Genomic DNA, 20,381 nt, shown 5'->3' with positions numbered 1-20,381 from the left:
AATAAATGGATGTCTTATATTTCTGAATATTGTATAATATCAAGGGAGTATACATAGGGGAGAGGCATTATGCAATGGATGACATTCGCAAGATTGAACGATTAGCGGCAGCTTCATGGCCGGCTTATTTTCAAAAAAGCATAGGGAAATGGCTTCTCAGAGCGAATTTTGGCGTAACCAAAAGGGCAAATAGCGTATGGACGTCTGCGGATATGCCTGAAGGGGATTTTCAGCTAGAGGCCGAACTTTTTTATCAAAGTTTAGGCTTACCTGTTTGTTTTCATATTAGCAACGCATCACCGAAAGGGCTTGATGACGCATTGGCAGACAGCCGTTATGAAAAGGTAGACGAGTGCTTCCAGATGACAGCGTTGTGCCGGTCAATTATGAGCCGAACAAATGACAACAGCCGATTTACATACAAGTGGGAACAAGAGCCATCATCTGTTTGGATAGATGAATTTATTCAATTAGAAGGGTTTTCACCCGAGCGTCACAAAGGTTACAAACACATATTCGAACGCATGCCGCCGTGTAAAACTTTTTTCAAGATGTATGACAAAGAAAGCCTGACAGCGCTTGGCACGGTTTCTGTCATTGATGGTTATGGCGGACTTAGTAATATCGTTGTAGCTGAGGAGCACAGAGGAAAAGGGGCAGGAACCCAAGTGATCAGGGTGTTGACTGAATGGGCAAAAAACAACGGAGCGGAACGCATGTTTTTACAAGTGATGAAAGAAAATCTGGCGGCAGTTTCTTTATATGGAAAAATCGGCTTTTCGCCTATATCGGAACACCATTACCGGATTAAAAGATGACCAAAGGAAGGGGTTTGCTAATGGACTCGCTTCAAGAGATAATTTGCGAAAAACGGACATACACACGGCTATATCATTCACATAAGCACGCGTACAGCCAATTTCTTTTTCCGCTTGAAGGGAGTATTGATCTTGAGACTGAGGGGCGCCAGGTGAAATTAAATCCGGATCATTTTTTATATATTCCGCCGCAGTGCGAGCATCGCTTCCGTTCTATCGGAAGAAATGAATGTCTTGTACTGGATGTTCCGCTTCATGCAATGAAAATTGATGAGTATCGTGCAGGATCAGGAATTGAAGCTGCCCTCGATCCTTTCTGGTCTTCGATCAGGTACTTGCTGACAGAGGAAGCAAAGGCCGGAACAGCCAACTCGCTTCATATGCTAGTACAATACATAAAAGAAAAGCTTCAATCCCATAGCTATGCCTCAATTGCATACATTCACAGCCATTTATTTGAGCGGCTGACGATTAAGAAGCTGGCAGAAATCGAGCATTATCACCCAGCTTACTATTCAAGCTGGTTCAAAAAACAGACAGGGAAGTCCCCGCAGAACTATATTGCCGACCTTCGCCTTGAGGAAGCAAAAAGAATGCTGATGGAGAGAAATGAAACTCTTACCGTCGTGAGCGAGGCGCTGGGCTTTCAAAACCTTTCTTCTTTTACAAGATGGTTCACGAAAAGCACAGGAATGCCGCCCCGCCTGTATCGAAACACCTTATATTCGGATAAAAAATGATGGCTCTTTAGTTAAAAGAATATTGTATATCTCCTTTACAATAGGAGAAAAAGGAGTTATTGATATGGCAGTTATTGATGACTTTGAGAAATTGGATATCAGAACGGGAACAATTGTAAAAGCGGAAGAATTTCCTGAAGCAAGAGTACCGGCAATCAAGCTTGTGATAGATTTTGGGACTGAAATCGGCATAAAACAATCGAGCGCACAAATCACGAAGCGTTACAAGCCGGAAGGTCTCATCAACAAGCAAGTCATAGCAGTCGTGAACTTTCCGCCCCGCCGGATCGCCGGATTTAAATCGGAAGTCTTGGTCCTCGGCGGCATACCCGGCCAGGGCGACGTCGTCCTTTTGCAGCCGGATCAGCCTGTCCCAAACGGCACAAAAATCGGATAACGCAAAAAAAGACGTTTGCCTAAGGCAAACGTCTTTGCGTATTGAGGCGATGCACCACACGCCACATTCGTGTGTGCCGTAAAGGCATGTACATCGGCTTACACAATTCAGCTCATCGCTATATGAATATAGCATGGAGGGCGAAGGAATGCAAGGATTACTTTTAGTAACGGTGAAATGAATTTAGAATGGAAAGGGTTTTCATTTTATTTGTAAGAAAAAACTCAGTGAGATTTAGGTGTGATCTTAATGCAGTTTGTATCGACTTACAGATGATAAAAGAACAATACTTTTAATAAGCCTCATGAAACATTTTCAATTTGTAAATACTTAAAGGATATATATGGTGTATTTGCTATAGAAGTCTAATATGATATCCATTTACTCATTTCAATAGCAACTTTCATGAATAACGAGAAGGAACAGCTGTCAAAATTTTTTTGATTATAATATAAGTTAATTACGATAGTATATTAGGGGTATTTTGGTAGATATTGAAAATTGATAATAACATACAAGGAATAAAGAACCTAGAAAAGAGATCTAATTATTTGGATAAACATATATTGAACTGGTCGGCGTATCCACTATTTGATGACGGTTAGAGCGATACCATACCCTTTTTCTGATGTGTAAGCAGAGGTTATTTTCATTACTTTCCAGCTTCCTTCAGTGGCTTTTGTTCCTATTCCATTATGTGCCGTAAGATAATCTCCTTGATTGACAGTTTCGTCAATACGCACATAATGTTGGCCAACCAACCCTACAACGTGCCATTCGTCTCTTGCTGCCCGTGAATGATAATTTGCCTCCAGCGCTGTATCGTAGTCTGGATTTTGTTTGGGAACACGTATGAGTTCACCGCTTTCCTCATCAGTCACCGTTTCATAAATAAATCCGCCGAACTCATTTGTCAAATAACGGCCCTGCCAGACGAAACTGGAGGCTCCTGAAATGAAAGCTGAAGTTTCTGAAATAACGCCAAGCATATAATCTCCAACATTCGCGGGCACAATTTTTTCACCTCTTAAAGTCACGATTGTACCAGTATGGATTAACTGTCCAGTTGAACTCTCAAAATACTCTCCATATCCACCTAAAGAAGAACTGATTGCACCGGCAAACGTCCCGTTTCCCCGAACAGAGTCAAGAAGCCACTTTATTGATTGATGACCTCCTGCCACGGTGTATGGTTCCTCAAGTATAATATTTTCAGAAGACAGTATTGTTCTTGACGCTTGGTTTCCTCTAATATGTGCGTTATTTGAAGAAGCGATTAATGCGCGAGAGCCTTCAGTACTGGAGCCTCCAGAAGAGCTAATGACCGCATTTCTTTCTCCGCGGGCCGTAATGTCGCCGGTACCTGCTATAACTGCGCTTGTTTGGTTAACGGCAAAGCCAGAGGTCGTTGCAAGCTGTATGCCTCCTTTCAAATTGATTGGAACTTGTTGGTATGTTTGGCCTTTGATTGAGGCTGCCACACTATAACCTTCTGATTGTACACCGAGAATTGTGGCCTGATTATTGGGGGACTGAATTGCAACTGTCCCATTGTCAGTAATCATCGTTCCATTTAGAATATTGACATTGTAGAGGCCTCCACCGATTGAAATTCCTTTTGGAGCAGATTTATAAATATCAAAATTTGAAATTTTAATATAATCAGTTTTATTTGATCCGCCTGATAAATTAATATCAACACCGGCTTTTTTAAAACCGCGAATTTTAATACCATTAATGGTTATATTTTGGCTGCGATATTGCAAGGCTACGACAGGGTTTTCTTTATAATCATAGTCTGGATCACCAATCGCTGTGAATCCGCTTACATTAACGTTTTTATATGCCGAAATAACCAGCGCTCTTGGGGTCACAGCATCGTAAAGCGAGTTGAAAACTGGTTCAACTGCTGAACAATCAATGAGTGTGACATCGTATGCTGTTGTGCTTTCAGGATCTGTAATTTGATGGTGACCAATATGACGAAGATCAAATGCACGAACATCGCGATAAGAAATATGGCCTATGATATGGACGTTTTGAGAGGCTGGCCACAGTTCATGGGCTTTTACTTCAACTCCGCGGATGTTGCCGCTTGTAAAGTTATTCAAAAGCCACACATGCCTAGAGCCGTCGTCAATTTCTATTCCGTTGGAGTTTGAAACACCTTCAGCAAATTCTGTTCCCCGCGGATTTCCTGAATGGCAGTTTGAAATAAAGATGTATTCGCTATAATGGGTGGTAATGCCGTCGTCTCCTGAACCATATGTCACACAGTTATCGATCCAAATATATCTTGATCCGTCTTTTGTCCAATCGGTATCAGGCAAATGGTCATACGTTGGCGATGTAATATCAATACCATGAAGACCTGCGTTAATCGCTTCCACATCTTTGATCCACCCATATTCAACCTTAGCAAAAGTTAAACAACTGGAGAACTGTCCCCCTGGATTTCTCACACCGCATTGTCTACTTGGATTCCAGTCTAATGACATTCCTTGGACAAAAATATTGCGATTTCCATTTTGATAATCATCATTTGTAATCACCCATTCATGCGCTGGAGTGTCTTCATGCAATTTAATCACTGTGATCCCTTTACCTTGTCCAACAATTGTTGTCCAAGATGGAAGTTTAATCCCTTGAACGAGGTATTCTCCCGCTGGAACATGTACTTTGACTCGGCCATTCCCGATTGCTTTTCGAAAAGCTTCAGTATTGTCTCTTCCATCTGGAACAGCGCCGAAGTCAGCCACATTTACTTCCCGGGTGATTTTAGATAAAAGCCTATAATATTCCTTGTCGAGACGTTCTTTTAAAAGAGAGGTGACCTCTCCTTCGGCCGTCACCCTTGCGTCAGTAACTTCGATATTTTGGTCTGTAACCGAGTGCTTAATAAAGTTTTGCATTCTTGTCTTAATATGTTCTAATTCGGATGAAAATTCGGGGTGAGACTGAGAATTGGCGTTTAGAGAAGGATCAGGGCAGTTTTTAAAATGAACCATTCTAAAGACACCTCTTTCTTTTAATATAAGCGCAGTTTTGTCTTTGAGATAAGGAGTTAGCATTTCTTTTGGCGCTTCTCTTTCCAATTCTGTATTTGTTACAAAATTCCTTTAGGATTTATACTGGTTTTCAAGAAATGTAAGTCAATGAAAAAAAGAGAGGACAAGTAAAGGATAAAAAGCAACATTAAGAATCGTTATACAGTGAAAGAAAGTTCGCCCGATGGTTAATTAAAACGTTTCCTATGGTTGGGTATTTATTAATGATTATGGAAGAAAAGGGAGGTCCGCATTCAAAACGTGTATAAAGATAATAAAGAACCGAATGTTGAGACATCCCATATTTGAATTAATCTTTTAAACAAAGGAGTATAAATTCTTCACTTCTTTTTATATCAACCAGTTTTAACAAGATGTGAGCATGATCTAAGGTAAGCGATTGACCTCATAAGCAACACGTATTCCAGATTCAATCGCGCCTTGCATCCACGCATGAGTGAGTGAGGCGTGTTCTCCGGCGAAATGAACTCTGCCCTCAGGGACAGGAATATAGGGATACAGCTCTAATTCTTGTCCTGGTTCGAAAGCTGTAAAACCTCCCGCAGAATACGGGTACTGGCTCCAGCTAAAAGAAGTGCCAGACACAAATTCAGACCACACAATATCACCATAGATTTCAGATAAATTCAGTAAAGTATACTGGATTCGCTCTCCTTCTGAAAGACTGTCCCATATCAGTGCCTCATCGGCCCATGTATAGCTGGCCAGAATGACAGCATGTCCATTTGCTCCAATATTTCTGCTTGGATAATATGAAAAACGAATCGGAAGATCAGTAATAGATTTGCCGCCGTGCTGACCGGCTTTTTCCCAAAATCGGCTTTTAAACTCTATGCCGATTTTTGTTGCACTGATATAGTTTAGCTCACGGATGGCCCTCCGTTTATAGTAAGAGAATGAATGGTATGGTTCGACTTTTACAAATCGCAATGTTGAAAAAGGAATGGTTACAATAGCGAGATCAGCTGTGAATGATGTGAATTCTGCCGTTTGTTGATGCTGACAATGGATCGTAACACGATTTTCACCCTGAGACATTTTCATCATTTTTTGATGGTATAGAATGTTTGTTTTTAATTGAGGAAGAAACGCGTGAGGCAGCAGATCCATACCGCCAGTTATCTCATAGAAGTGAGCGGGGGATGAAAAAAAGATAGATTCCCGCAATACTTCAACAAGGGACATCCCCATATACGCTTCCATATCCAAAAGTACACCGATCATATCGATCGCGCCATATGAAAAATACGTGTTTAAAAAAGAGCTTAACGAATGATTTTTGTATTGTTCTTCGACAATCCGCCAATTTCTTGCTGGATTTTGATTGATAAAATTTAGAATAGGCTGCAGTAAAGAAAGCATCAGCTCTTCAGACGTTTTCCCTTGTTCATTTGGTGCAACTGGATATCTCAATATTCCAGGAGCTCGTTCAAAAACTTGGAGACGTGTTTTGATTCCATTTGCATAAATGATGTCCATCGGGGTTCTGTTGATAAATACATTTGTTGGCAATTTGAATTTTTTGATATATTCTAAGGTTAACGAATGGTTATTCGGTATGCGCATCGGGCCAGCGTTGAAATACAAATCATCACTAAAGGGAGATCTCAAAGTGCAGACACGGCCGCCCGCTCTGCCGCTCGCTTCGAGAATCGTTACTCTGTGACCGGCATTTTTCAACAAAGATGCTGATACAAGCCCGGACAATCCAGCTCCTATAACAAGAATGTGCTTTGGATGCTGCGATGCGCTAAGGCCATTTCTAATGATCTTTACCATGTCATCATTCATTAGAGAATTCAATTTTTGGAGGCACCTCTTTTTAGAATTTATTGCATTATATTCACTGAAAAGAGCACCTATCACGATCTGTTCACATCTTTTGGAATTTGAAAGGTTATTGTTAAAAGGAAATAAAGGGGTGATGTATGTGACTAACTTTGTTCATAAGACTGTAAATGGCTTGAAAAGTCTTTTAGACGAAAAAGGAGCCATTAAATTGTTTTGTTCAGAAGGTGATATCATGGAGTTCCTTGTTACTTTTTCACAGGACAAAGCAACCCTGAATGACATTCAAAGCTTTGAGGCTAAACACCAGCTTACCCTTCCACAGGATTATCAGAAGTTCATGACACTACATAACGGTGCGAAAATTTTTGAGATTCTTTCTGATGGGGAGAATATAGGTGGAGGACTTCAGCTATTTAGCCTTGAAGAGATTGAAGAGGAGTTAAAATATGAAGATTTGTTTGAAGATATCAATGGTATTCCAATTGGCTACTTATTGGAAGAATGCCATTTAATGATCGATAAAGATAAAGTGAACCAAGGTGATCCCAACTATCTCTATATATTTGAAAGTGGTTTAGAATATAATCCATTAAATTTAAACTTTGAAAAATTTTTAGACCGGTATATATTGGCCAATGGGGAACCTTTTTGGGATTGGCGCTACTATACCGCAGAAAATTATTATAGAACAAGATAGTGTGTGATGTATAAGACAGTCATTTTGGCTGTCTTTTTCTGTTATTCAATTAGATTACTGTGGTAAAATTTACATAGAAGTAGTCTAGGAAGGAGAATGATATGAAGGTATTTGAGGCTGATTCATTACTCTTTGAAGCGGATAAAAGAACCAAAGAGTATAAGGAACTAAGGTCGCAAATGGTGAAGCTCAAAAAAGCGTTTAAGGAAGTAGCTAACCTAGATGACAGTGAATTTTCAGGCAAGGGTGCTGACAACATTAAAGCATTTTATCATGGTCATGTCGGCGTAACAGACCAATGGATTGATCTTATCGATATGAAGATTGCTTTCTTAAGCAGCATGTCTGCAACACTTGAAGATGCGAAGATGTCTGATGCTTACATAGAAGAATCCTTTCTAGAACACGAGTTGGCTAACGCTTATGCAAAATCAAAATCCATTATGTCTGAACAGAAAAAAGCAATGAAAGACATATTAAACAACATCAATGATATCCTTCCCCTTGAAATATTCTCAACAGAAGACTTCAAAGACAAACTTTCTTCTGCAGATGACAAACGTGAAAAAACAATCGATAAGCTAAACAAGCTTGATGAGGATTTAAAAACAGAATACGCTGAAACAGAACCAAACGAACAATTTATTCAGCAAGACTTTAAAAAGCTGCAGGAATCAACAGGCAAAGGAAAAAACGCTACACCAATTCACTATAACGCTAAAGCGTACAGAGAAAGTGACATACATAAGAAAAAAGGCGATATTGAAAAGCATTCTGAAGCTTACTTAAGTGTGAAGAAAGAAGAAGCAAAGGAACGTGAAATCAAGGAATTAAAGAAAAAACTTAATGACGGTGTATCTGACCCTGATGAATATTTAGAGATTGCTAAGAAAGTAGGGTACGAGAATCTGGAGCCAACTCAAGTGCAGCTTGCAGTGCAAATTGAACAAGCGAAGCAGCTAGAAGGAGCAGGAGAAATCACCTGGGATATCGTAAAAGGTGTAGGAGTTGGTTTATACGATGTAGGAAAAGACACTGTAACCGGCATATGGGACTTCATCACCGATCCAGGAGAAACACTCTCAGCACTGGGTAATGCAGCTATGCATCCAGTGAAAACATACGATGCCATTTCAGCAGCAATAGAAGAGTCATATCAAAAGGATATGGTGAATGGAGATGCCTATTCTAGATCAAGATGGGTTACCTATGCTATTGGTTCAGTGGCTGTAGCTGTTGTTGGTACAAAAGGTGCAGGAGCCATTAACAAAGCAGATGCAGCGGGCAAGGTAATAAATAAAGCAAGTCAAGCAGGTAAGAAAATCAAGGACGTTAAGATTCCAGATTTGCTGCCTTACAACCCTAAGTATAAGCTTGCTCTAGCAGATAACGTGCCATACAATGTGGTTGATAGCCAAAACCTTAAGAATGAACTTTTGACTAATGCGAAGAAAATACCGGATGGAACAAGAAAACCGTTTACTGGCCAAAAGAAAAGCCCTCCTTGGCTAAATAAAGAAAAGTATGATGCATATGAAATAGAGGGGAAGGTAAAGGCGAAGGGGAAAGTTAAAGATGTAAGCCGTAGAGTGTATACTATGAAAGATATTGATATTAATCAAAAAACAGAATTCGGTGTTACAAATCTTCAGCTAATGAAAAACGGGAATGCCCCTTATGCAAAAGACGGTACACAGATTAATTTACATCACTTGATTCAAGAAGAACCTGGCCCAATGCTTGAAATCCCGAACAGCTTACATACAAAATATAGTGATGTCATTCATCAGCTTAAGTCTGATGGTGAAAGTTTTAGAAATGATAAGGTTTTAAAAGCACAATACGAGAGCTTTAGAAAGAGATATTGGAAATGGAGAGCGAAACAATTTGAAAATGAGAATTGAGGTGTTTATATGATTTATTCGAAGGTTGAGAACTTTATTAATGAAAATAAACAAAATGCTATATTTACAGAAGGTGCAAGTCATGAAAACATTGGTCGCATTGAAGAAAACCTCCAATGCGATCTCCCCAACAGTTATAAATGGTTTTTAGAAAAATACGGTGCTGGTGGTTTATTCGGCGTTTTGGTTTTAGGCTACAACTTTGATCATGCATCAGTTGTAAATAGAACTAATGAATATAAAGAACACTATGGCCTTACTGATGGACTTGTGGTTATTGAAGATGTTGATTACTTTGCTTACTGTCTAGATACAAATAAAATGAAAGACGGAGAATGCCCTGTAGTTGAATGGGATAGGGTAATTGGTTATCAAGATACTGTTGCAGACAGCTTTATTGAATTTTTTTATAATAAGATTCAGGAAGCGAAAGATGACTGGGATGAGGATGAAGACTGGGACGATTAAGCAAAAGTATTGCTATAGCGCAATAGAAGGCTTGAGTTGCACATCCTCAATCTAAATAAAATAAGCTCTCGCAATGAGAGCTTATTTTATTGGATTAAATAATTAAAGTGACAGAAGTTTTCTAGTCCCGTTTTATATGAAACCTTTTTTATTTTAGCCCGTATTAAAAGTAAATTCAGAGAGAAGGGGAGAAGCTTAATTGGAGTTATTAGATATTTGGAATTGGATACAACAAAATGGTATTCTTACTGCAGTAATTACGGGTATAGTTGCATTGCTATTCAATCAAAGACAAAAAAGTATAGAACGATTCTACTCTCAATCAGGTGAAACATTAGAAAAAATTTTAGAGCCTATGTATTATTCCCTAAAAGAAATAAAGAATGAAGAAGATGAAAACCATAAAATGGTCCTTATAGAAAAATTTTTCGAAGAATATAGTGGGAAAAAGGGGAAGCTATCAAAACTTAGAAACATCTTATTGATAGATCAAATTTTGAATACAGAAGATTGTTTCAGAGAGTATATTTTAAACAAGAACAGCGAGAATAGGAAAAAATTATTTTATAAAATGAGAATGTTAGATCAAGCAGTTAATAAAGAATATAGAAGTATATTTGTTACTCTAAACAAGAATTATAATTGGTATAAAGTTCTTTTTAGAACGAATTATATTTTAAGCGCTGTTTTTGTTTTTGTTAGATGGTTTAAAGAAACTCTAGCTTTTTTTGTCGGTGCTTCAGCATTTGCTTTTATACCCCTTCTATATGATAAATATTTAGGCGAACAAGTTTTAGGAAATTGGTTAGAGGTAAATAAACTTATTTTTGGACTTTCTTGTTCAGCTCTTTATATCTTTTGGATAATACATTATTTCCTTTTAAAAGATACAATGCAAAGGAAAGATGAAATATCTTTGTTTCAGGAATGGTTTGATAAAACTAAGCTAGGGAAATGGACTAACAAGAATGTCTGGGGAAAGATTGGGAATTGGAATGTTGAAAGACGAGCTAGAAGAGTAAGAAATGATGAAGATGTATAAAGGCTTGTGCGCTATTTTAGATCATTATAACGTTACAAGAAACAATAAAAAAGCTTTCCAAGTCTCTTGAGGTTTATTGTAATGCATTTCACGGAAAATGTGTTATAATCAGTTTTACAATACATTACAGTGCATTTCTTTAATGAGAAATGCATAAAATAAAAAAGACCGAGGTGCTACCAACACCCCGGCTCTGTACAAAAAGTTGCCCATCAAAGGGCTTGCTCGATGTGGTTCTAGGTAGGCCTATCCCTTCAGGTTCTGAGGCTCAAGGGAGGTCTATTTTTTCTATATACGTCAATAGGGCGATTATAAACGACCCGATTGCAAGCATTAGCATTAATGCCTGGAATGTTGACATAGCATCACCCCTTTCATTAGGGGATGAGCAAGACTCCCTCGAGTGAGCAAAACTTACTGTACAGGAAATATCATACTATACATAAATGCCCTTGTCGTTAAAAATTCACAATATATTGACAACGTGAAAGGAACTTGCAAAATGCAGGTTCTTTTTTGTATTCAATTATTAAATCATTTGAATGATTGTCGATATTTAATATGTGTAAAAATGGAAAAGGTGCTACAATTATAAAAAGCTTTGAGAGGATTGTGATTATCAGTGGTAAATGTAAACTGAAGCGATCTTATTTATGATCCAAAATTCTTAGCATTTTGCAGCTTGGCTACAGAAGGATACGGGGGAAATAACTCAGCTCCCAGTAGATCCATTGGTTTTAGTGAATTCTGTGAAACACTTGAGAAAAATGAAGTAGTTAAACCCGAGAACAAAAAAAGCTCACTTGACCTAAATAATTCTTTAGATTATTGGAAATCAAGATTTAATCCAGGCGGTAATCTTTCGGCGTTAGATTCTCAGGTATTAGATATTATCAAAAAAGCTTACAACTTAGGCATGGTTAACAAAGATAATATGCTGCTGCGAAATGAAGCAATTAATGCTTATAAAAATTCAATTTAAATATGAAACAGTCCTGTAATTGGGCGCTGTGTTGTTTATTGATCATCTTTTTTTCAGAAACTTTTAATGCCCTTTCATGTTACAATTAATAGTGAATTTCAACTGGCGATAAAGGACTATATTAGATGGAAGAGAAATGATTTGTCATTGCTACATACTCATTTATTTAGTTCTTTGCTCCAGTTTTATTAATTCGTATTACACCTGAAAGTTTAGAAAGGATTTGTTTTTTTTGGGGGAAATCAAAAAAAAATTTGTGCAGTGGTTAGAGAAACTTCTGATTAGACTAAAAGAACCTAATGTTAAGGAAGAAAGCCTTTTTGAAGATCTTTCTCCTAGCAATGATGTCGACACTGATGGAAAATATTCTAAAGCACTAAGTTGGGGGTTAGAAAATAAAAAAGTGAAAAATATCGCCCTAACTGGTCCCTACGGGTCTGGAAAAAGTAGCATATTAAATACCTTTCAAAAACAATACAGCAGGGAATATAGTTTCTTAAATATATCCTTAGCTACATTCAACACAGATACGGATGATATGGAGAATAAGTTAGAGAAAAGCATCTTGCAACAAATGATATACCGGGTACACGATAGAACCATTCCCTTTTCTAGGTTTAAAAGAATTAAGCATATAAGGACTAAGAGCATAATTATAAATTTGATTTTCTTTTTTGCATTTATTATAGTTGGCATCTACCTTTTTAAACCTGATGCACTTAAAGGAATATATGCTGAGACGTTAGTTTCAAGGAGTCTCGGTACTGAAGATCAGCAACAAATACGACTGACTATATTATTAGCACTGTTCTTTATAGTATATCCTCTACTCGCATATAAAAGAATTTATCATTTTGTCCGTGCCAACTTAAAATTGAATAAGGTTACAATTGCTAATACAACGTTAGAAAAAAATACAGGGGAAGAAAACTCTTCTATATTTGATAAATATTTAGATGAAATATTATATTTTTTTGAAGCCTCCAAGTATAATGTTGTAATATTTGAGGACTTAGATCGCTTTAATAATATAGGTATTTTTGAAAGATTAAGAGAATTAAATGAACTTATAAATAATTCAGAACAAATAGATAGACGTGTTGTTTTTATATATGCGATAAAAGATGATATTTTTGGAGATGCAGACACTGAAAAGTTAACTAGAGACCGCACAAAATTTTTTGATTTTATTATCCCAGTAATACCAATTATTAATGCATCTAATTCAGGAGACATACTTAAAAAGAAAATAAAACATTCACCATATTCTGATTTGATAAACACTCATTTCTTAGAGGATGTAACAATTTACATTGATGACATGAGAGTATTAAAGAATATTTTTAATGAATTTGTTATATACCAACAAAAACTAAGTGCAATTGATCTTGATCCTAACAAAATGTTAGCAATGATAATCTACAAAAATATTTATCCTGTGGATTTTTCTAAATTACAATATAACAAAGGGTTGGTATATGAAATCTTTCAAAAAAAACAACTTATAATTGAGGAACAAATAAAATTAATTAATGCTAAAATACAACAATTAGAGAGGAAATTAGCGAATATAGAAGTTGAGTCTTTAAAATCAATTGCTGAATTAAATTTTATATACTTGAGCGAATTAGAAATATCAAATTTGAATTCTAATTATGATATTAATATAGATGGCGAGGTATTTAGAGGCAATACATCTAATAAAGATCGGTTTTTTGAGAAGTTAAAAAATGCGGATACTATCTATTGTTATTTAAGAAATAGAAATGGTCCAGCGACAATTAAAGAAATTGCAACTGTTTTTGGTCGGAAACCGAACTACTTTGAAAGAGAAGATGCCATCAAGGCTATAGAGAAAAATGAAATCCAAAAATTCAAGAAAGAACTATTGGAATTAGAGAGAGAAAAGCAAGAAATAAGAGCGCAATCTTTACAAGTATTAATTACAAAAATGAATTCAAAGGATGTATTTTCTGATAAGCTTTACGAGAAAAAATTACTTGTTTACCTGCTACGTCATGGATATATTGATGAAATGTATAACCATTACATCACTTACTTCTATCCAGAAAGTTTAAGTCTTTCCGATATTAAATTTGTATTTAGTATTAAAAACCACGAGTCATTGCCTTACAGCTTTGAGCTGGATAATATCGGTAAAATAATGAGCAAATTAGTTGGTGCTGAATTTAAGCAAATAGAGGTACTTAATTTTCATCTCTTAAACTATATAATGGATCATTCTGAATACCGTAATTATTATGATAGCATAATTGAGCGACTTGCAAATGGAAGTAAAGAATCTGTTACATTCATAGATGGTTTTAAAGAAAGGGCAATAAATAAAGCTGCCTTTATCCAATCGATATCTAGTAAATGGGATGATTTTTGGAGTTTTATTGAACTTAGATCCAATTATACACAACAGAAAAAAGAGGAATACTTGTCAGATATACTTACATATGCTGATATAGCTGATATTATCCGAATGAATAAAGAGTCGGTCATGTCTTTCACATTATCCAAGTACTTAAATCTTCTCAGCTTAGTATCTGATGAGGAGAAAATAAAAGAACTACTATTAAAACTCCAAGTTAAATTTAAAAGTTTGGATCATTTGCTAAATTCTGAAACAATATATGACTTTGTTGTTCAACGAAATCTATACGAAATTAATATCAAAACTTTATCAGTTATTTTAAATGATGCTCCCAATATAACGTATGCTGCAGTTAAAAACTCTGATCAGCAGGCTGTTATCAATTACGTAAATGACAATATTGATATATTTGTTGAAAAAGTTTTACTTACTGAGGAGATTGAGGAACCAGAGGAAAGTTTTCTGGAGTTATTAAATCGGGAGGATTTAGATAAGAGAGTAAAGCATGCAATGATCATGAAAAAAACTTTTGCCATCTCGGATATTGGTGAATTGATTAAAGAGTTATGGCCAATTGTGATCCGTGAAAATAAAATGGTTGCATGCTGGTCAAACGTTATTACTTCTTATGTAGAATACAATAAAAAAATGCCTGATTTCTTAATAGCTTTCTTAAACAATCCTGTTAATAGAAAAGAGCTCTCTAAAAATAATATAGAGGCGTTTGATGATAAATTTGACGAAGCGATTTTAGAAGATATCTCAGAAGAAATCATTAATAGTCGGGATATTACAGACGAAACATTCGAAGTGTTAATTGCTAGTATTCAAAGTTGGATTTACTTTCCGCTCGGAAATGTTAGTGAAAAAAGAGCAAAATTATTGATTGATAATGATTTGTTATCTCTAACACCGGAAAATTTTAAAGAGTTAAAATTAAATTTTGATACACTTCATATCCAACTCGCTTTGAGAAACCCTGACGAGTTTATTGATAAACAAGGTGATTTTTCCCTTGATGCCAATGATATAAAGCAACTCATAGATAGCAACGAGCTCTCTCAATTTAACAAAGAAATATTTGTACAACATTTAAATTCTAACTGTTTGACAGATGGAAATAATGATATTCTTAAAGATACAATTTATTTTATTAATGAGCATAACCTGAAAATCACCAATGAACTACTAACCTTTTTGCTTGAATCACCTACAACATTGGATACTAGGTTATCGTTGCTAGCTGGACAAATAAAGCATATTGATAATGAATCAATTACTGAATTTTTAACTAAAATAGGGGAACCTTACTCTGAAATTGCTGAAAAAGGCAGACGAATAAAGATCTCAAATAATAGAACTAATAAAGCGTTGGTGACTGCATTAGAGTCTAAAAACTACATATCCTCTTTTAAAGAAGATAGAGAGAGATTACGTGTGAATACTAAAAAAAAATAAAGAATAACTAATGTTTTTTAACGTCCAGTTTTAATTGCTGGGCGTTTTACTTATTGAGATTATTTTCTTTCAAATATTCTTGATGCTCTTTCTCCAGCTTATCAGTATCATCCTTGAATATATAAATCTTATATTTTTCCTTGGCTTCTCTAGACAGATTATCTTTTAAATATTCACGGAGTTTTGCTTCACTTTTGGTTTGATCCATGCCTATTGTAATTGCCGGATCTGTTATTCCAATTTCAAAACTAAATAACCCAAATTCATCCCAAGCACTTTCTAAAACTTCTACAGGGGTCTTTTTGTTTGATTCGATTAAAGTTATACCCCACATAATCAAAGCAGGAACTAAGACCAAAAATCCAATTAACCTCTTCTTCATTCACCATCACACTCTCCCTCGTCGAAAAGAATCTCTCCTTTATTAATACTACGGATATCATTATTGACCTTTATATTTTATTACCAACATTTACATCGAACTTTTGTTCTGATCTATATTGAATAAGGAACGTTTGTTCTGTTGATATTAGATCAATCAAGGAGTGAGTCGATATGTTTAGGGATCGAGGAACTATCAATGGACATCAATGATGCTAGAACAATTAATACAGCTTAAACAAGATTTGATTGATGGATCAAAAGTTGAAAAGCCATCTTTAGATGACAAACAAATTGATGAGATGGATATTCTCGTTTCTGAGGCATTGGAATTTAATAAAGAGTTGAAATTCAAACTCTTTAACAAGGGATTTGTTGAAAATGTTACCGGCAGAGTACATTACATTAATTTTGAACAACAAAAGCTTCACGTAAAAGACCAGAACGACAATACAGTTTATATCAACATGAATAACATCATAAGAGTTATATACAATGACTGATTACTCACAATTTCCACGTGAGAATATACTCTGTGTCGATATGAAATCCTTTTATGCTTCTGTATCGGCTGTAGCAATGGGGCTTAATCCTTTAACATGTTATCTTGCCGTTGTAGGGAATACGGATAGACAGGGAAGTGTAGTGTTAGCTGCATCTCCTGCACTTAAAAAAGATTTTGGAATCAAAACAGGATCGAGACTATTTGAGATACCTGAAGATCCAAGAATATACATTGTAAATCCACAAATGAAGCTTTTCATCAGAGTTTCAACTGAGATTACAAAGCTGTTTTACAGATTTGTTCCTGAAAAATGTGTCCACACGTATTCAATTGATTAATCTTTTTTAGATGCAGGAAAAGAGAATCCTGAAGAAATGGCCAAAGCAATCCAAAGCAGCATGTGGAGAGAATTTGGTTTGATGTGCACAGTTGGAATTGGTGACAATATGTTGCTTAGTAAGCTTGCACTTGACCTGGAGAGTAAGAAAACAAAGAGTGGTATTGCACGTTGGAGATATGAAGATGTGCCAAATAGACTCTGGAAAGTTCGACCTTTGTCTAAAATGTGGGGGATAGGAGGGAGGATGGAAAGAAATCTGAATCGAATGGGTATATCAACTGTAGGTCAGTTAGCTAAATTTCCTTTAGAGCTGCTTGAAAAGAAGTTCGGAATAATGGGAAACCAGTTGTACTATCATGCTCACGGAATTGATTTATCTGAAATAGGAGCTCCATTGATGCAGGGGCAGATTAGTTTTGGTAAGAGTCAGATTTTGTTTAGGGATTATACAAAGAGAGAAGAGATTAAAGCTGTGCTCTTGGAGATTTGTGAGGAAGTCGCAAGAAGGGCACGTACATATAATAAAGTTGGTCGAACAATAAGTCTAGGAATTGGATACAGTAAAGATGAGCTTGGCGGTGGTTTTCATCGATCCAAAACAATTGATTTTCCCACAAATATCACGATGGATATTTATAAGTGTTGCTTGATGTTCTTTAATAAGTTTTACTCGGGCAAAAAACAGTGAGAAGTATCTCAGTTACGTTTGCAGGTACTGCGCTCCACAGAGCAGGGCTGACCGGTGGACATAAATCATAAAATAAAAGCCCACTCAAATGTTTGAGTAGGGCTAAATTAATTAATCAACCTTTTTTAACCTCCGACTGGCCTTTCAGCTACCTGGATGTTAGATGGTGAATCTGTACTCAATTGCGTTAAAGCTACTCCACTTAAAATCACAGCTAAAATAGATACGCAAAGCACAAGTTTTTTCATAAGATTCCCTCCACCTGATTCATTTTCTGTTCAGCCCAAATTTTCGCATTGAAAAAGCTCGTTGCTTCTTCAAAAGCACCTATTGATTCAAACCTTTTTGCAGCTATGTAGGACAATTCATCTACACTTTCAAGTTCATTTTGCTGTTTTAAAAACTCAATATTACTAATACAATTATTGAAATTATTTTTTAATTCCCCACAATAAAGGTTATACAGGATGCTGATTTTGGCTTCGTATACTTTATTCTCCATTAATATGAGTCTTTCCTGTGCTTTATTGTAAAAATTAATGGCTTTCATTTTTTCGTCAATTTTAAAGAGTTCTTTAATCATCATGAATAAAGAATTTATATAATAAATCGAATGTAACCAAGATTCATTTCCTATTGCTTTTTCAAGAGATTCAATGCATTTATCAGGTTTGTTCCAATCAGAATAAACGATACTAAGATTGTGAAATAATTGAGCTTTTAAAAATTCATCTTTTGTTTCTTTTGCAATATCAATTGCTTCTAAGTAATATTGTTCTGCTTCCTCAAATCGTTTCATATCAGCATAGTTTGCAGCTGCAATCATTGTTGATGTAGCTAGTTTGCATTTATAATCAGGGTGTCGCTTATATATTGAAATTGCATTTTTTATATAATGTTGTGCCACAATGCTTTGTTTAACAAGAGTATATAAGTAAGAGACTTTAGAGTAAAATTCAGCTGCTTCAATTTCATCTGGAATTTCTGCAAGCTTTTTCTCAGCTAATCCATATAGGTTAATTGCTCGATCATAGTTTTTGTTGTATGCCTCGTACATTGCTTCAAATAAATAAAAGTTGTATTCTAATTTATCATTTGTTTTTGTTATGAAGTTTTGATTGTCTTCAGTAAAATAGGTGTGCTTTTGTAAAGGCTCTCCTCGTGAAGAATGCAGCAACATTTTATGTCTTTCTTCTAATAGACTATAATACGCAAGAACTTCTTGATCTTCTTCCATTTCATCAAAAAGTTTCTTTATCTCTGAATAATATTTTATTGATTCATCAACCTTTTGTTTTTTTATAGCAATGTACCAGTCATTCAGTGTAGTAGCGACAACTTCAGAAGCGATCTTACTCATTTAAACCCCTCTTTCTGAAAATTTCAAAAATCTCTCGAAAACAATCATAACATAGTCATTGAAAAAATTGTAAAAGGATGTAAAGTTTTCTGCAATTTTTTCATTTGAAAAAACGAAAAAAATACCCTCCTCAATCAAGAGAAGGGTATGGGGTTTATCTCGGTGAATCATAATCCATTGCTTGTTCACTATCAGAAATACCTTGAGTTGTTGGATCAACAATAATGCCCAATGCAGTTAAAAAAGTCAGAAGAGCATTAAATTTCTCTGTTAAATCGTCACCAAATACAGTCAAGTCATATCCAAAAGCAAAGGCAATTGCTTATCGTAAAAATTTATAATGAGCTAAAAAGACAGTAAACATAAGAATTTTTGATACTTTAATTAGTAAATAGGGGGTAAACGATCGTAAAACATAAGCGGGAGTAGGGGAAAGTGGTTGTTTTGGGAAGATATTTATAAAAAAAGAAAATTTTAAGAAGGAAAAACGTTGATACTATAGGCTTTTACGATAGTGATTACGATGTGAAAAAGGGTGATTTTGATGTGGAATTAGGAAAATGAAAATTTGGATAGGGTGTGGAAATGGAAGTGCTATGGGTACATTTGTTCTTGCTTTTGAGTATTTGGATGTTAATACACCCCCAGATAATGGTAGTGTAATCCCTATATAATAACTCTTATACCTGCATTTCAGTTACATATAATGGTTATGATCGAATGCTTTATGGATGCATCTAAAAAAGGGAAAATCAAGAATATTTTTTTGAAAAAGCAGAATAACTTCTGTCTTAAAATGAGATAAATTATTTTGTTTTTGATCGTTATCGTAACAGGAAAAATTAATACGAACACTTATTATGTCCTTAATAAGCAAAATGTTCTGAGTAAAGTACTATATATTCAATGATCTCGACTGACTAAACCTTAGATGCAATATAAGATATGGACTCAGCGGTAACAGAAGAGAAGGAATTAGGGAAAGCATTTGATTTCATACATAAAAGACCGCATAGAAAGAAATATCTTGCTTAAAAAGGTGAAAAAGGAGCTAAAAAAGCTCCCTATAAGTTTAAACAACTTTTGTATAAATAGCCGTATAAAACTGAATTGAGTAATCGAAATAATAACGTGTGAGAGTATAAGTATATCCATTGTATTCAATAGAAGGCTTGAAGTTTGGTAGGGGGCTAAGCTGATATATGGTGTCATAATCATATTCATCACTTTTTACTATCACTTCAGACGAAGAACTTGTTGCCAAGACAGGAGCAGCAGATACCAGCATACCTAATGATAAAGCAGAACTCAATAAAATTTTTCGAAGGTTCAAATATATCAACTCCATTTACATTTTATATA

At 35.6% G+C, this 20,381-nt stretch carries 16 protein-coding genes, 2 other RNA genes, 4 pseudogenes and 4 other annotated features; of the genes and pseudogenes, 13 read left to right on the top strand and 9 right to left on the bottom strand.

What is annotated here, in order from left to right; translation table 11 throughout:
- Positions 1 to 74: 74 nt before the first annotated feature.
- The 3 genes from yobR (at position 75) to csaA (ending at position 1,955) form a co-directional block, all read left to right on the top strand.
- Positions 75 to 818, top strand: coding sequence for a putative acetyltransferase (gene yobR / locus BSU_19060; RefSeq protein ID NP_389787.1), 744 nt, complete (start codon positions 75 to 77; stop codon positions 816 to 818).
- 14 nt (positions 819 to 832) lie between these two features.
- On the top strand, positions 833 to 1,558 hold the full coding sequence (gene yobQ, locus BSU_19050; protein NP_389786.1) for a putative transcriptional regulator (AraC/XylS family): 726 nt from the start codon (positions 833 to 835) through the stop codon (positions 1,556 to 1,558).
- Positions 1,559 to 1,622: 64 nt separating this feature from the next.
- Positions 1,623 to 1,955, top strand: a complete 333-nt coding sequence (gene csaA, locus BSU_19040) for a molecular chaperone for secreting proteins (protein NP_389785.1) — start codon at positions 1,623 to 1,625, stop codon at positions 1,953 to 1,955.
- 10 nt (positions 1,956 to 1,965) lie between these two features.
- Here the strand turns inward: csaA and bsrF are convergent.
- The 3 genes from bsrF to yobN all read right to left on the bottom strand — a co-directional run bounded on the left by bsrF (position 1,966) and on the right by yobN (position 6,826).
- An RNA gene (bsrF, locus tag BSU_misc_RNA_75) (small untranslated regulatory RNA) lies at positions 1,966 to 2,073 on the bottom strand.
- Between the two features lie 469 nt (positions 2,074 to 2,542).
- Positions 2,543 to 4,963: a putative phage-related pre-neck appendage protein; defective prophage 6 gene (gene yobO, locus BSU_19030; RefSeq protein NP_389784.1), complete on the bottom strand. Its 2,421-nt coding sequence runs from the start codon at positions 4,961 to 4,963 to the stop codon at positions 2,543 to 2,545.
- Positions 4,964 to 5,389: 426 nt separating this feature from the next.
- Entirely contained in the window at positions 5,390 to 6,826 is a 1,437-nt protein-coding gene (gene yobN / locus BSU_19020) for a putative amine oxidase (flavoprotein) (protein ID NP_389783.2), read from the bottom strand.
- 127 nt (positions 6,827 to 6,953) lie between these two features.
- On the opposite strand from yobN, the gene yobM reads away from it, so the two are divergent.
- The 5 genes from yobM to asrE all read left to right on the top strand — a co-directional run bounded on the left by yobM (position 6,954) and on the right by asrE (position 11,437).
- The gene (gene yobM, locus BSU_19010; RefSeq protein ID NP_389782.3) at positions 6,954 to 7,511 is read left to right on the top strand and encodes a putative phage protein; putative defective prophage 6; all 558 of its coding nucleotides are present in this window, start codon (positions 6,954 to 6,956) and stop codon (positions 7,509 to 7,511) included.
- 101 nt (positions 7,512 to 7,612) lie between these two features.
- Positions 7,613 to 9,415: a phage toxin ribonuclease; putative defective prophage 6 gene (rttL, locus tag BSU_19000; RefSeq protein ID NP_389781.1), complete on the top strand. Its 1,803-nt coding sequence runs from the start codon at positions 7,613 to 7,615 to the stop codon at positions 9,413 to 9,415.
- A gap of 9 nt (positions 9,416 to 9,424) precedes the next feature.
- A complete protein-coding gene (gene rttM / locus BSU_18990) occupies positions 9,425 to 9,883 on the top strand; it encodes an antitoxin inhibiting Rnase RttL (RefSeq protein ID NP_389780.1) in 459 nt (152 codons plus the stop codon).
- Positions 9,884 to 10,082: 199 nt separating this feature from the next.
- The gene (gene yobJ, locus BSU_18980; protein ID NP_389779.1) at positions 10,083 to 10,925 is read left to right on the top strand and encodes a conserved protein of unknown function; putative defective prophage 6; all 843 of its coding nucleotides are present in this window, start codon (positions 10,083 to 10,085) and stop codon (positions 10,923 to 10,925) included.
- 128 nt (positions 10,926 to 11,053) lie between these two features.
- An RNA gene (gene asrE, locus BSU_misc_RNA_74) (small regulatory antitoxin RNA, toxin-antitoxin type I system (BsrE/AsrE)) lies at positions 11,054 to 11,437 on the top strand.
- Positions 11,194 to 11,286, bottom strand: coding sequence for a type I toxin (BsrE/AsrE) (gene bsrE / locus BSU_18978; protein ID YP_009513965.1), 93 nt, complete (start codon positions 11,284 to 11,286; stop codon positions 11,194 to 11,196). The two genes, asrE and bsrE, sit on opposite strands and share 93 nt — an antisense overlap.
- A gap of 170 nt (positions 11,438 to 11,607) precedes the next feature.
- Positions 11,608 to 11,907 (top strand) — a sequence feature (Evidence 5: Unknown function; Product type h : extrachromosomal origin).
- Positions 11,608 to 11,907: pseudogene (yoyA, locus tag BSU_18979) on the top strand. (Overlaps the previous feature by 300 nt.)
- 232 nt (positions 11,908 to 12,139) lie before the next feature.
- Entirely contained in the window at positions 12,140 to 15,745 is a 3,606-nt protein-coding gene (gene yobI / locus BSU_18970; protein NP_389778.1) for a putative phage repair NTPase with transmembrane helices; putative defective prophage 6, read from the top strand.
- A gap of 46 nt (positions 15,746 to 15,791) precedes the next feature.
- On the opposite strand, the gene yozM is transcribed toward yobI, so the two are convergent.
- Positions 15,792 to 16,127, bottom strand: coding sequence for a putative bacteriophage protein; putative defective prophage 6 (gene yozM / locus BSU_18960; RefSeq protein NP_389777.1), 336 nt, complete (start codon positions 16,125 to 16,127; stop codon positions 15,792 to 15,794).
- Positions 16,128 to 16,335: 208 nt separating this feature from the next.
- Here yozM and yozL point away from each other — a divergent pair, with 208 nt between their 5' ends.
- The 3 genes and pseudogenes from yozL (at position 16,336) to yobHc (ending at position 17,659) form a co-directional block, all read left to right on the top strand.
- Entirely contained in the window at positions 16,336 to 16,629 is a 294-nt protein-coding gene (gene yozL, locus BSU_18950; protein NP_389776.1) for a conserved hypothetical protein of phage origin; putative defective prophage 6, read from the top strand.
- Positions 16,622 to 16,969: a sequence feature (Evidence 3: Putative function from multiple computational evidences; PubMedId: 12137951; Product type h: extrachromosomal origin), on the top strand. (Overlaps the previous gene by 8 nt.)
- Positions 16,622 to 16,969 (top strand): annotated as a pseudogene (gene yobHm / locus BSU_18940). It overlaps the preceding feature by 348 nt. Before yozL ends, yobHm begins: the two are co-directional and overlap by 8 nt.
- A 36-nt stretch (positions 16,970 to 17,005) precedes the next feature.
- Positions 17,006 to 17,659: a sequence feature (Evidence 3: Putative function from multiple computational evidences; Product type e: enzyme), on the top strand.
- Positions 17,006 to 17,659 (top strand): annotated as a pseudogene (yobHc, locus tag BSU_18930). Its footprint overlaps the feature before it by 654 nt.
- Before the next feature lie 125 nt (positions 17,660 to 17,784).
- On the opposite strand, the gene phrK reads toward yobHc, so the two are convergent.
- The 4 genes and pseudogenes from phrK to yozY form a co-directional block, all read right to left on the bottom strand.
- Positions 17,785 to 17,907: a secreted regulator of the activity of phosphatase RapK gene (gene phrK / locus BSU_18920; protein NP_389773.1), complete on the bottom strand. Its 123-nt coding sequence runs from the start codon at positions 17,905 to 17,907 to the stop codon at positions 17,785 to 17,787.
- Positions 17,904 to 19,019 (bottom strand): response regulator aspartate phosphatase, encoded by a 1,116-nt coding sequence (gene rapK / locus BSU_18910; protein ID NP_389772.1) that lies wholly within the window; start codon positions 19,017 to 19,019, stop codon positions 17,904 to 17,906. Before rapK ends, phrK begins: the two co-directional genes overlap by 4 nt.
- A gap of 154 nt (positions 19,020 to 19,173) precedes the next feature.
- Positions 19,174 to 19,314, bottom strand: a sequence feature (Evidence 3: Putative function from multiple computational evidences; Product type h : extrachromosomal origin).
- A pseudogene (gene yozZ / locus BSU_18909) lies at positions 19,174 to 19,314 on the bottom strand. Its footprint overlaps the feature before it by 141 nt.
- Positions 19,315 to 20,091: 777 nt before the next feature.
- The gene (gene yozY, locus BSU_18908) at positions 20,092 to 20,352 is read right to left on the bottom strand and encodes a putative transcriptional regulator from bacteriophage; putative defective prophage 6 (RefSeq protein YP_003097739.1); all 261 of its coding nucleotides are present in this window, start codon (positions 20,350 to 20,352) and stop codon (positions 20,092 to 20,094) included.
- Positions 20,353 to 20,381 lie beyond the last annotated feature (29 nt).

This window comes from Bacillus subtilis subsp. subtilis str. 168 (assembly GCF_000009045.1).
GTDB classification, from domain to species: Bacteria; Bacillota; Bacilli; order Bacillales; family Bacillaceae; genus Bacillus; species Bacillus subtilis.
Note: the sequence above shows the minus strand (reverse complement) of the source record. Positions and strands in the feature narration are given on the sequence as shown.